The following is a 12,619-nucleotide window of genomic DNA, read 5'->3' as shown; positions in this document are numbered from 1 at the left end:
GGCCCGCCGTGTTCGGTCGGGCCGGCGGTGCTCACGGCCCGACGGTGGGCTTCCCGTCGACGAGGGTGAGCAGCACGCGAGCCCCGAGGAGCTCTTCGGGCGAGGCCGCCAGCGGATCGCGATCGACCACGACGAGATCCGCGGGCGCACCGGGGACGAGTCGTCCTCCGTCCGACGCGACCGCGCGATGCGCATGCGACGTGTACCCCTCGAGCGCCTCGACGGCGGTGAGCGCCTGTTCCGGGCCGACGGGCGCGGAGCCGGCCATGGCGACGGATCGACGCCCCTGGGCGTCCGCCAGGATCTCCCACGGGTCGAACGCCGCGACCGGCCAGTCCGATCCGAGGGCGAGCACCGCACCGCTGCGGCGCACGTCGGCGGTGCGCCAGGCGCGCGACGCGCGCTCGGCGCCGAGACGCCGCGACCAGTCGTCGGAGCCGTCCCTGCGCACATGGTGCGTGCAGTGCGTCGGCTGCATGCTCGCAACGATGCCGTTCGCGCCGATCATCGCGATGACGTCGTCTTCGACGGATTCGATGTGCTCGATGCGGTGCGGCACGCCGCCCTTCGGCAGAGCCGCGAGCGTCTCCGCGACGAAGCGGATCCCCTGCTCGCCGATCGCGTGTGTCGCGGTGGGCACACCGGCGTCGTCGAACTGTCGCACCCGCTCCGCGTAGTCCTCGGCGGGCGTCCACGTCGAGGACAGACCCTCGCCCTCGGCGTCGGGACGCGAAAGCCAGGCGGTGCCGCCCTCCACCGTGCCGTCGATGAAGAACTTCACGCCTTCGACCCTGTACCGCCGGCCGCCGCGCCCCTGCATTCCGACGAGCGCGGCGACCTCTGCGTCCGTCGTCTCGGGCGTGACCCAGGGAGAGATCCGCAGCCGCACGGGCAGGTCGCCGGACGCCTCGATCGCGGCGAGCAGGTCGAGCGCGTCGTCGTCCTGCAGGTCCATGACGTGCGCCGCCGTGATGCCGACCGCGGCCATGTCCGACAGCAGGCGATGGAGCTGTGCGACCCGGTCGTCGAATCCCAGGACGGGCAGGGTCCGCTCGACGATCTCCATGGTCGGGAACTCGATCAGGTGCCCGGTGAGGCGGCCGCCCTCGTCGCCGACCGCCCCGGATCCGTCCGGATGCGTCACCGGAGCATCGATTCCCGCGCGGGCCAGGGCTGATGCCGAGGCGATGCCCGAATGCGCGTCGAACATCTTGATGTAGGCGGGGCGGTCGCTCCCGAGCACCTCGTGCAGCGCGGCGTTGCCGATCGGGCGTCCTTCGAACGCGGTCGGATCGAGGCCCCAGGCGAGGAACCACTCGTCGCCGGCCTGCTCGTCGCGCCCTCGCTCGAGGGCCGCGACGAGCTCGGCATAGGTGTGCACGCCCGTCAACGACAGCCCGCGGACGATCCCGAGGCTGTAGATCGGGTGGCTGTGCGCGTCGACGAGGCCGGGGACGATCGTCGCGCTCGCGTGGGTGATGAGCTCCGTGGCCGCTTCCGCGAGCGGGAGGATCTCGGCTCTGGGCCCGACGGCGGTGATGCGTCCGTCGGTGATCGCGACGGCGTCCGCCCCCTCTGCGGTCTCCGGTGCGAGCGAGTGCACCCGCGCTGCGATGACGATCGTGTCGACCAATGTCACTCCTTCAGATCGAGGGTCGGGGTGGGACGGCGGAAGAACCGCGTGACGATGAGGAGCAACACGAAGCCGATCGCCAGCCAGGACAGGCCGACGACGAAGGTCATGCCGGAGAGGTTCGTCCACAGCCAGACCGTGAGCGCGAAGCCGATGCCGGGCAGGACGAGGTTGCGGACCGCGTTCCATCCGCTGCGCTCGCCGCGATCGACGAAGTAGTGCTTGATCGTCGCCAGGTTCACGCAGGAGAACGCGATGAGGGCGCCGAAGCTGATCATGTTCGACACGGTGAGCAGATCGGCGAACAGTGCGTAGAGCGAGACGACCGAGACGATGAGGATCGGGATCACCGGGGTGCCGAAGCGCTTGTTCAGGTGTCCGAAGACGGCGCGGGGCAGCACTCCGTCCCGTCCCATCGCGAACAGGATCCGGGCCACGGAGGCTTGCGAGGTGAGGGCGGATCCGATGCTGCCGGCGATGAAGCCCGCGATGAACAGGGTGGACAGCCACTGCTGACCGAGCGAGGCGACCACCTCGATGCTCGCGGTGTCGGCGGAGGTGAAGCGGTTCGACGGGTAGGCGATCTGGGCGACGTAGGTGAGCAGGATGAACAGCAGCCCCGCGGCGATGGTGACGATCATGATGGCCCTGGGTACCGTGCGCCGGGAGTCCTTCGCCTCCTCGGCGAGGGTCGAGACCGAGTCGAAGCCGAGGAAGGACAGGCACAGGATCGCCGCGCCCTGGAACAGGGGAAGGAAGCTGCTGACGGTGCCGTCTCCGGTGAACGGTGTGAGCGGGTCGACGCCGTGACCGGATGCGGCGCCGACGGAGAGTGCGATGAACGCGACGATGAACACGGCCTGCACGGCGATGATCACGAAGTTCGCGCGGGCGACGGACACGATCCCGACGATGTTGAGCACGGTCACGATCGCGATGGCGGCGACGATCCAGACCCAGGTGGGCACCCCGGGGAAGCTGCTGCCCATGTAGAGGCCGATGATGAGGTAGTTGATCATCGGCAGGAACAGGTAGTCGAGCAGCAGCGCCCAGCCGGCGAGGAAGCCGAGGGCGCCGCCGAACGACTGCTGGGTGTAGACGTAGGCGGATCCGGAGTACGGATAGGCGACCGACATCCGCGCGTACGACCGCGCCGTGAACACCATCGCGACGAGCGTGATGATGTAGGTCGCGGCGACGCGTCCGCCGGTGAGCTGGGTGACGATCCCGTACGTCGTGAACGCCGTCAACGGCACCATGTAGACGAGGCCGAACAGGACGAGCGAGGGCACTCCGAGCACCCGTTTGAAGCGGCCCTCCGTGACTTGAGCCGTGAGCTCGGTCGGTGAGGCCAGGGTTTCGTCGGGCGTTGACATAGGGGCTCCTGAAGAGCGACACGACATCGCCGTCGGTCGCTGAGGTCAGTGGATCAAGGTGCTAGAAGAGTAGCAATATCGATAAAGCAAAACAAGGGGATCTTCGGGAATCAGGCCCGGCGGACCTGTCGGCGCCTGTCAGGCGGACCCGCGGGTGGAGTCGCGGTAGTGCACGGTGATCGGCACGACATCGCGGCGCGGCGCGGCTTCGGCGGCGCCGTCGGAGTCGAGCACGTCGAGGGCGGCGAGGGTGCAGCGCCGTCCGAACTCGCGGGGGTGCAGGTCGATCGCGGTGATGGAGGGCCGGGTGAGGGAGAGCACCTCGGTGTCGACGAGGGCGGCGACGAGCAGGTCCTCGCCGACCGTCCGGCCGAGCTGCTGCGCGCTGGTGACGACGCTGAGCACGGTGCCGTCGGAGACTGTCACGATCGCGTCGACCGGATCCTCGTCGTCCGCCGCGACGAGCTGAGAGACGGCCGCGTGGATGACCTCCGGCGGGGCGGGGTGCTCGAGCTCGGTGATGCGGGGGCGGATGCCGCGGTCGGCGCACCAGTCCACGAAGGCATCGCGCACCGTGAGGGCCCAGTAGCCGCGCAGCTCGGGGAAGAGCATCGCCGGACGGCGCATGCCGCGTTCGAGGAGGTGATCCATGAGCTCGCGCACCGCGGGCGCGTGCTCGCTGGTGACCCAGGCGCGGGGCTCCGGGAGGCCGTCGGGCGTCGGCTCGCCGGTGATCACGGGCAGGCGCCCGGCGAGCAGCGTGTGCACTGCAGGGTCGTTGAGATCGGGGTCGAGCAGGATCACCGCATCGGCGACGAGCTGATCGGCGCGGTCGGCGTTCTGCTCGGTGGGCAGCATGATGACCGTCATGCCGGCGCGGTTCGCCTCCTCGACGATGCCGAAGGTCGCCTCCATGTAGTACGACATCGTGGTGCTGTCCGGCGGCAGGCGCAGCGCGAGCATTCCGGTCCGCGACCCCTTGAGGTGGCGGGCGACGGTGTTGGGCCGGTAGCCGAGCTCGTCGGCGACCTCGTGCACACGGCGGCGCATGTCCTCCGACACGCGGCCGCGCCCCGTGATCGCGAACGACGCCGTCGAGCGGGAGACACCGAGGCGATCGGCGATGTCCTGCAGTGTCACCGCACGCTCGGGTCGCATGCTCTCGAACCTACCCCGTGCGGGAGGAGCGGCTGTTCCGCCCCCGCGTCCGCAGGCACCGAACCGCCGGATCCGCTACTCGAGCCACTCCGTGATGAAGCGGTCGTTGGCGTGCACGTGCGTGGCCTCGTAGGTGCCGCCGTCGAGCACTTCGAAGCGGTGCGCGACCAGCGCGGGAACGACGAGGATCTGCCCGCCCCCGCCGACGACCTGCTCATCGCCGACGGTGAACAGTGCGCGGCCGCGGTGGATCACGAACGTCTCGACATAGGGGTGCCGGTGCAGTCGCGGACCGGATCCGGGGGTCGAGGCGAATTCGCGGATGATGCTCACCGGGGATCCGATGAGATACCCCTCGACGCTCGCGTCGAGGGCGACGTCGATGGGCTGGACGGTCATGGCGCCTCCGTTCCCTGCCCGAGGGTACGCCGCAGGGCGACCGAGGTGAACCCTCGCCCCCTGCAGAACAGCCGAGCCTCCCTGCAGAACTGCGCCCGAGGTGAACCCCGGCGCCCTGCACAGGCGGCGTCTCAGCCCAGCAGCACGGCGAGCACGGTGGAGCCACCGCCCACCAGGATGAGGGCGACGATCACCACCCATGCGGTGATGCGGATCCGGCGCTGCCGCCGGTCGCTGTAGATCGAGAGGTCCTCGGTCTCCTCGGGGGTGCTGTTCATGAGCGTCCTCCCGGGCCGTCAGGCCCCGACGGGCTCCGCGACGGTCGGGCCGAACGCCGCCGGCAGGGTCGCCTGGGCGGTCGCGCGCAGCTCGTCGACGGAGACGGTGAAGACGTCCTGCACCTCGAGCTGAGGGGCGCTGTCGGTCACGCCGATGCGGAGCACCGGGTAGCCGCGGCCTTCGCACAGGCCCTGGAACTTCACGTCGTCCTCCCGGGGCACCGTCACGATCACGCGGCCGGCCGACTCGGAGAACAGCGCGGTCGCGGCGTCCACGCCGTCGCGCTCCATGAGCTCGGTCAGCCACACGCGGGCGCCCACGCCGAAGCGCATGACGCCCTCGGCGAGGGCCTGGCCGAGGCCGCCCTCGCTCAGGTCGTGCGCCGAGGAGATCAGCCACTCGTCGCGTGCGGCGGCGATCAAGCCGGCCAGGCGCTTCTCGCCGGCAAGGTCGACCTTGGGCGGCAGGCCGCCGAGATGGTCGTGGATGACGTCGGCCCAGGCGGATCCGGAAAGCTCGGTCGCGGTGGTGCCGAGCAGGTAGATGTTCTGGCCCTCGTCCTGCCAGCCCGAGGGGATCCGGCGGGAGACGTCGTCGATGATGCCGAGCACGCCGACCAGCGGGGTCGGGTGGATCGGCACGTCGCCGGTCTGGTTGTAGAACGAGACGTTGCCGCCCGTGACCGGGGTGCCGAGCTCGAAGCAGCCATCGGCGAGGCCGTCGACCGTCTGGCCGAACTGCCACATGACCTCGGGGTTCTCCGGGGATCCGAAGTTCAGGCAGTCGGTGATCGCCGTGGGCTCGGCGCCGGTGACGGCGACGTTGCGGTACGCCTCGGCGAGGGCGAGCTGCGCGCCCGCGTAGGGGTCGAGCTGGCTGTAGCGGCCGTTCGCGTCGGTCGCGATCGAGAAGCCGAGGCCCGACTCCTCATCGACGCGGATCATGCCGGCGTCGTCGGGGAAGGCGAGGGCGGTGTTGCCGAGCACGTAGTAGTCGTACTGGTTGGTGATCCAGCGGGTGTCGGCGAGGTTCGGGCTCTCCAGCAGCGCCAGGAACTGCTGCTTGAGGGCCTCGGGGTCGTTGTCGCGGGGGAGCAGCTCCGCGGCGTCCGCCTGCAGGGCGTCGATCCAGGTGGGGTACGCGACCGGGCGGTCGTAGACCGGGCCGTCGACGGCGACGGTGGACGGATCCACGTCGACGATGCGCTCGCCCTGCCAGTCGATGATGAGGCGGCCGTCGCCGGTGACCTCGCCGAGCACCGAGGTCTCGACGTCCCACTTCTTCACGACGGCGAGGAACGCGTCGAGCTTCTCGGGCGCGACGATCGCCATCATGCGCTCCTGCGACTCCGACATGAGGATCTCCTCAGCGGTCAGGGTGGGGTCGCGCAGCAGCACGTTGTCGAGCGACACGTGCATGCCGCTGTTGCCGTTGGCGGCCAGCTCGCTCGTGGCGCAGGAGATGCCGGCGGCGCCGAGGTCCTGGATCGCCTCGACGAGCTCGTCGCGGTAGAGCTCGAGGCAGCACTCGATGAGCACCTTCTCGGCGAACGGGTCGCCGACCTGCACCGCGGGGCGCTTGGTCGGGCCGGTCGAGTCGAAGGAGTCGGAGGCGAGGATCGACGCGCCGCCGATGCCGTCGCCGCCGGTGCGGGCACCGAAGAGCACGACCTTGTTGCCGACGCCGGTGGCGTTCGCGAGCTTGAGGTCCTCATGGCGCAGCACGCCCACCGCGAGCGCGTTCACGAGGGGGTTGGCCTGGTAGACGGCGTCGAACACCGTCTCGCCGCCGATGTTCGGAAGTCCCAGGCAGTTGCCGTAGAAGCTGATGCCGGCGGTGACGCCGTGCACGACGCGGGCCGTGTCGGGGTCGTCGATCGCGCCGAAACGCAGCGCGTCCATCACGGCGACCGGGCGGGCGCCCATCGAGATGATGTCGCGGACGATGCCGCCGACGCCGGTCGCGGCGCCCTGGAACGGCTCGATGAACGAGGGGTGGTTGTGCGACTCGGCCTTGAACGTGACGGCCCAGCCCTCACCGACGTCGATGACGCCCGCGTTCTGGCCCATGCCCACCATGAGGCGCTTCTTCATCTCGTCCGAGACCTTCTGGCCGAACCGGCGCAGGTAGTTCTTGGAGGACTTGTAGGAGCAGTGCTCGCTCCACATCACCGAGTACATCGCCAGCTCGCCCGACGTGGGGCGGCGGCCGAGGATCTCGCGGATCCGCGCGTACTCGTCGTCCTTGAGGCCGAGCGCCGCGTACGGCTGCTCCTTCTCCGGCGTCGCTTCTGCGTTCGCGACCGAGTCGGGGACGTGGTCGGTGGGGGTGTTCGGAGAGGTCACGCGGGCTCCTGGAGCGAGGGGAGGCGGGGCAGGGTCTAGTCTACCGGCGGTCGAAGGCCCGGATCCGCGCGTGGTTCCGAGGCGCTGTCGTCACGATCAGCACACGTCGTCACGATCAGCACACGGATCCGGCCGGAAGGTGTGCTGATCGTCGCATGGTGTGCAGATCGTCACCTGATCGGTGCATCCCCGCCTGCGCCGTTTTCAGCCCACCCATAGAATCGACGGTGGGGCGCAGCGTTGCCGGACACCGTGTCGCCATCGGGGCGGCCGTGCGACGGAGCGCAGGAAGCAGGACTCGCATGAGTGTGAAGTACGACCAGGGCGTGCCGGATCCGGCCACGCGGACCCTCGACTCTGTCACGGGCATCAGCAAGAAGGGTCTGCCGACCGGCACCGTGGGCGTGCTGGGCGCCCTGGTGATCGGGATCTCGACCTGTGCGCCGGCGTACACGCTGACGGCCGCGGTGGGACCCGCCGCGAGCGAGGTCGGCTATCAGACCCCCGCGATCTTCCTCATGGGCTTCATCCCGATGCTGCTCGTGGCGCTCGGCTACCGCGCGCTGAACTCGGCGATGCCCGACTCGGGCACGTCGTTCACCTGGGCCACCCGCGCCTTCGGACCGTGGATCGGCTGGATGGCCGGCTGGGGCCTGATCGCGGCGACCGTGCTGGTGCTGTCGAACCTCGCCGGCATCGCCGTCGAGTTCCTGTTCCAGTCGATCAGCATCGTCGTCGGCGATCCGTCGATCGCGGATCTCGCGGCGAACAAGTTCATCAACATCGCGGTGTGCCTGGCGTTCATGGCGCTCGCGACGCTGATCTCCTACCGCGGCATGACGTCGACGAAGATCTTCCAGTACATCACCGTGATCTTCCAGATGGCGGTCATGGTCTGGTTCGTGGTCGCCATGTTCGTCGGCGCGGGGAATCCGGCCAACACGCAGGCGAAGATGCCCGAGCTGAGCTGGTTCAACCCGTTCGAGGTGTCGAGCTTCAGCGCGTTCGCCGCCGGCATCGCGGTGTCGATCTTCGTGTACTGGGGCTGGGACACGGTGCTCACCATGGGTGAGGAGACCAAGCCGTCGAAGGGCCGCCTCTCGACCGAGAGCAAGGCGGCGATGATCCTCGTCGCGATCCTGGTCGTGCTCTACGTCGGCACGGCGACTGCCACCGTCGCGTTCGCCGGTCTCGGCGACGGACCGACCGGGCTGGGCAATCCCGACATCATCGAGAACGTGTTCGCGGCGCTCGCGCACCCGGTTATGGGACCGGCCGCGATCCTGCTCTCGCTCGCGATCCTGGTCAGCGCGATGGCGTCGATCAACTCGACGGCGATCTCGCCGGCACGCACCCTGCTCGCGATGTCGCACTACGGGGCGCTGCCCGCGTCGCTGAAGAAGGTGCACCCGAAGTACAAGTCGCCGCACGTGGCGCTGCTGCTCTCGTCGATCGTCGCCTCGGTGTTCTACGCCGTGATGCGCTTCATCAGCGAGGACGTGCTGTGGGACACGATCACGGCCCTCGGCATGATGGTGTGCTTCTACTACGGCGTCACCGCGCTCGCGAGCCCCTGGTACTTCCGCAAGGCGGCGATCCGCGAGGGCTTCGGCTCGATCATGATGAAGATCGTGCTGCCCGGCCTCGGCGGGATCCTGCTGCTGATCGTGTTCGTCAAGACGACGATCGACGCGATGGATCCGAACGCCGGATCCGGCAGCAACATCGGTGGGGTCGGCTTGGTCGGCATCATCGGCGTCACCGTGCTGGGCCTCGGCGTGATCCTCATGTTCGTCCAGGCGAGGGTCGCCCCCGACTTCTTCCGTGGCAAGCGCCTCACGCGCACCGACGCCACGAACGACACCTCGGCGCTGCAGGTCTTCGACGACGGTCTCGGCAGCTGACGGTCGCCGACTCGTTCCCGAGTGACGATCAGCACACCGTGTCGCGATCAGCACGGGGATCCGGCTGAATCGTGTGCTGATCGTCACACGGTGTGCCGATCGTGACGTCGCTTCGGTCGCCCTGACGGCGACGCTCACACCCGCGCACGAGGATCGGCGATCTCACAGCGCTCCCGGATCCTCACCCGTCAGAGGTCGAGCGTGGCCTCGTCGGGGAGCAGGATCCCTCCGGAGGTGTTGGCGGAGTTCGCGTAGGCCTGGACGCGTCGCGGGTCGATCTCGGGCGGCGTCGGATCGGTGAACTCGAACCGCAGCGGGATGGACGGGTGCAGCCAGATCGTGGAGCGTCCGAGGGGCTGGTCGCCTTCGTGGCGCCAGGACAGCGTGAAGCTCTCGTTGCGGCGGAGCTTCGTCGCGATCACGATCTTCAGGTGGGCGAGGGCGACGTCTTCGATCTCGATCGGGTGCTCGGAGCCGCCGTAGTAGAGGATTGCCATGCTCCGGACGCTACGCCTTTCGATCGGATCCTGCGGGTGACGCGGAACACCTGCGTGGATCCGCTCGTCATCGGCGGCGAGGATCCGGGCCGGTGGCTGTCCGGCCCGGATCCTCGGGGTTCCGCGGCTTGGCGGGGTCCTGAAGCCCGGGAGTCCCGCATGCGCCGGGAACCTTCCTCCTGCGTCCATCTCCCGGTGACGAGCACGACCGTAGCGGCGTTCTGCCGCGGCGCGGAGGGGGTTGACCGGTTGCGGCGTTCCGGCTAGGCGACGTCGAGCGAAGGGCGATCGCGGCTGGGAGCGCGCCGACATCCGTGTGCGAGAATCCAAGCCCGCCGCCCATCTCGGGCCGCATCGCTGGGGAGGAACCGTGGGGATCACCGCAGGAGCACTCGTCGCCGTCTTCGTCGCGTTGTTCGTCGTGCTGGTGGTGCGCCGCCGGAAGTAGTGGGCTCGGTGCCTGACCGCCCTCGGGCTCCTGCCCGCCTCAGGCGAGTGACGCGCTACTGCACCGACCACCCGCCGTCGGAGGCGAGGATCGCGCCGTTGATGTTCACGGCGTCGTCCGAGAGCAGGAACGTGATCGAGGCGGCGAGATGCTCGGCGGTCGCGACAGTGGGGATCGCCTGCTGGAACGGCGCGAGCCGGCCGGATCCGTACTCCGACATGTGCGGAGGCATCGGGATCCCGGTCGCGACGCCGCCGGGTGCGACGGAGTTCACGCGGATCCCCTTGGGGCCGTACATGAAGGCCGCCGACTTGGTGACGCCGATGATGCCGTGCTTGCTGGCGGTGTAGGCGTTGCCCGACGCGTTGCCGCGCAGACCCGCCTCGCTCGAGACGTTGAGGATGGATCCGCGTCCCGCCGCCTCCATGATCGGCAGCACCGCACGCATGAGCTTGAACGGCGCGGTGAGGTTGATCGCGATCACGCGGTCCCAGACGGCGTCGGGCGTCTCGCCGGCAGGGGAGAAGTCGTCGTTGATGCCGGCGACGTTGGCGAGGCCATCGATGCGGTCACCCGCTGCGGCGACGACACGGTCGATCGCGTCCTGCTGGGTCAGGTCGCCGGCCACGGTCACGATGCCGGGCAGTTCCGTGCTCAGGGCGTCGAGCTTGTCCGCCGCGATGTCGCAGGCGATGACACGGCCGCCCTCACGCGCGACGCGGGAAGCCGTGGCCTTGCCGATGCCCGAGGCGGCGCCGGTGACGATCACGGTCTTGCCGGCGAAGCGGCCGGGGGTGGTCTGCTCGGTCCAGCCGCTCGGAGCGACGTCTTCGGGGATCTCTCCGCCGTTCGCCGCGCGGACGAGGTCGTCGACCACGGACTGCGGCATGGCGCCCTGGCTCATCACGACGAGCTGCTGCAGGGGCAGTCCGAGCACAGGGGTGAGCGAGTCGGCGCTCGCTCCGGACTGCGCCAGCAGCCCGCGGATCAGGTCGCCGCCGGTCGGGTCGGCCAGCCAGTCGCCGATGGAGGAATTCGCGGTCAGGGCCATGGGTGTCTCCTTCGTTCGCTCGTGGATCCGATCCGTCGCGCCGCTCCCCTTCTGGGTCGCGATCGAGTTTCGCAACGGTGCGTCCACTTATTGCTGAGCGTACACCTCGCTACTCTCGAAGGGTGCCCCGTCCGCGCAGTGAGAACGCCCGTCAGTCGGTGCTGGCCGCGATGCGAGGCGCGCTCGCCGCAGACGGCTACGCCGCCGTGACCATCGAGGGCCTCGCCGCCGAGGCCGGCGTCTCGAAGCAGACGATCTACCGCTGGTGGCCGTCGAAGGCGGCGATCCTCGGCGAGGCGCTACTGGAGGGTGCGCTTCCTGGGGCCGACGTCGCGCTGCCGTTCTCCGGCGATCTGGCAGCGGATCTGCGGGCCTGGTTCGCAACGGCGGGGGAGCACCTGTCCCGTGCGGAGAACGTCGAGCTCGCCCGTGCGCTCATCGCGGTGACCGCCACGGATCCTGCGCTGGGCGAGGCCCTGAACCACCGGTTCGCGGATCCGATCGTGTCGTGGATCGTCGCCCGCATCGCCCGCGCCCAGGAGGACGGTTCGGTGCGCGCCGACGCGGATCCGACCGCCGTCGCGGACCAGTTCGTCGCGGCGACGTCGTATGCGGCGCTGCTCGGCCGGCCCCTCACGGCGGAACGCGTCGACGGGCTCGTGGACCTCGTGATGCACGGGATCGCGGCGCCGCCCCGAGGTCGTTGAGCGGGCGCAGCGAGACGAAACCCCGCGCCTAGTGTCTTTTCCGGGGTCGTTGAGTGAGCGACGGAACGTAGCGCCGGGCCCGCCCTTTGGGGTCGTTGAGCGAGCGAAGCGAGACGAAACGCGGCACGCTCTCGGAGCCGCGCCTGTGGATAACTCCCGCGGCGGCGCCCCGGATCCGGTTACGGTGTGGGAGTGAAACCTCGACGCAGTGCTCTCGTGACCCCGGCCGGTCGTGCCGGCCGCCTCATGGAGCCGCTGCGAGCGGGCATCGCCGTGGTGCTCGTCGCCACCGCAGTAGGTCTGGTCGGCTGCACCCCCGGCCCTGCTCCCAAGCCCACCCCGACCCCGCTGTTCACGAGCGAGGCGGAGGCATTCAAGGCCGCGGAACAGGTGTACCGGGACTACAACGAAGCAAGCAATGAGCGTCGAGAAGGCAAAGAAGACGTGGACCCGCAGAGCTTCCTTTCAGGACAGGCGCTCGATGATGACATCAACGCGCAGCGAATGTTCAAAGAGAAACACCTGAAGATTGTTGGCCCTAACCGAGTCAGTTCCTTTGACCCGATCGACTATGACCAAGCGCGAGGGCAGATAAGTGCCAACCTGTGCGTCGATGTGACTCAGAGTCGGGTCGTTGATGATTCCGGCGCAGACGTCACGCCGTCGACGCGAGCCGGCTTGGTTGCGCTCCACGTCACCATGACCGAGCGGCGCGACCATCTGGAGATAACAAGCGCGGTCGCAGGAGAACACTCATGTCGCCCTTGAGGTCGGCAACAACCCAACTGATCCTCGCTGTGCTTCTGATTAGCCCGATGATGT

At 69.1% G+C, this 12,619-nt stretch carries 11 protein-coding genes; 3 read left to right on the top strand and 8 right to left on the bottom strand.

The window, feature by feature from the left end; translation table 11 throughout:
• Window positions 1-31: 31 nt before the first annotated feature.
• The 6 genes from LXM50_RS12560 to purL form a co-directional block, all read right to left on the bottom strand.
• On the bottom strand, window positions 32-1,633 hold the full coding sequence (locus LXM50_RS12560; RefSeq protein WP_233311663.1) for an amidohydrolase: 1,602 nt from the start codon (window positions 1,631-1,633) through the stop codon (window positions 32-34).
• Window positions 1,634-1,635: 2 nt separating this feature from the next.
• Entirely contained in the window at window positions 1,636-3,009 is a 1,374-nt protein-coding gene (locus LXM50_RS12555; protein WP_233311662.1) for an APC family permease, read from the bottom strand.
• 138 nt (window positions 3,010-3,147) lie between these two features.
• Window positions 3,148-4,167: a LacI family DNA-binding transcriptional regulator gene (locus LXM50_RS12550; protein WP_233311661.1), complete on the bottom strand. Its 1,020-nt coding sequence runs from the start codon at window positions 4,165-4,167 to the stop codon at window positions 3,148-3,150.
• A 75-nt stretch (window positions 4,168-4,242) separates the two neighbouring features.
• Window positions 4,243-4,566, bottom strand: a complete 324-nt coding sequence (locus LXM50_RS12545) for a cupin domain-containing protein (protein ID WP_233311660.1) — start codon at window positions 4,564-4,566, stop codon at window positions 4,243-4,245.
• A 131-nt stretch (window positions 4,567-4,697) separates the two neighbouring features.
• Entirely contained in the window at window positions 4,698-4,844 is a 147-nt protein-coding gene (locus LXM50_RS12540) for a hypothetical protein (RefSeq protein ID WP_233311659.1), read from the bottom strand.
• 18 nt (window positions 4,845-4,862) lie between these two features.
• On the bottom strand, window positions 4,863-7,190 hold the full coding sequence (gene purL / locus LXM50_RS12535; protein WP_233311658.1) for a phosphoribosylformylglycinamidine synthase subunit PurL: 2,328 nt from the start codon (window positions 7,188-7,190) through the stop codon (window positions 4,863-4,865).
• A 302-nt stretch (window positions 7,191-7,492) separates the two neighbouring features.
• Between purL and LXM50_RS12530 the strand changes: the two genes are divergently transcribed.
• The gene (locus LXM50_RS12530) at window positions 7,493-9,094 is read left to right on the top strand and encodes an APC family permease (RefSeq protein WP_233311657.1); all 1,602 of its coding nucleotides are present in this window, start codon (window positions 7,493-7,495) and stop codon (window positions 9,092-9,094) included.
• Between the two features lie 188 nt (window positions 9,095-9,282).
• On the opposite strand, the gene LXM50_RS12525 is transcribed toward LXM50_RS12530, so the two are convergent.
• Both LXM50_RS12525 and LXM50_RS12520 read right to left on the bottom strand, forming a co-directional pair.
• Window positions 9,283-9,591, bottom strand: a complete 309-nt coding sequence (locus LXM50_RS12525) for a hypothetical protein (RefSeq protein ID WP_233311656.1) — start codon at window positions 9,589-9,591, stop codon at window positions 9,283-9,285.
• Between the two features lie 503 nt (window positions 9,592-10,094).
• Window positions 10,095-11,090, bottom strand: a complete 996-nt coding sequence (locus tag LXM50_RS12520; RefSeq protein ID WP_233311655.1) for an SDR family NAD(P)-dependent oxidoreductase — start codon at window positions 11,088-11,090, stop codon at window positions 10,095-10,097.
• A 122-nt stretch (window positions 11,091-11,212) separates the two neighbouring features.
• On the opposite strand from LXM50_RS12520, the gene LXM50_RS12515 reads away from it, so the two are divergent.
• Both LXM50_RS12515 and LXM50_RS12510 read left to right on the top strand, forming a co-directional pair.
• A complete protein-coding gene (locus tag LXM50_RS12515; protein WP_233311654.1) occupies window positions 11,213-11,797 on the top strand; it encodes a TetR/AcrR family transcriptional regulator in 585 nt (194 codons plus the stop codon).
• A gap of 216 nt (window positions 11,798-12,013) precedes the next feature.
• Window positions 12,014-12,565: a hypothetical protein gene (locus LXM50_RS12510; RefSeq protein ID WP_233311653.1), complete on the top strand. Its 552-nt coding sequence runs from the start codon at window positions 12,014-12,016 to the stop codon at window positions 12,563-12,565.
• The last annotated feature ends 54 nt before the right edge of the window (window positions 12,566-12,619 follow it).

Source organism: Microbacterium sp. Au-Mic1 (assembly GCF_021341785.1).
In the GTDB taxonomy this organism is placed as follows: Bacteria; Actinomycetota; Actinomycetes; order Actinomycetales; family Microbacteriaceae; genus Microbacterium.
This window is presented reverse-complemented; position numbering and strand designations above follow the sequence as displayed.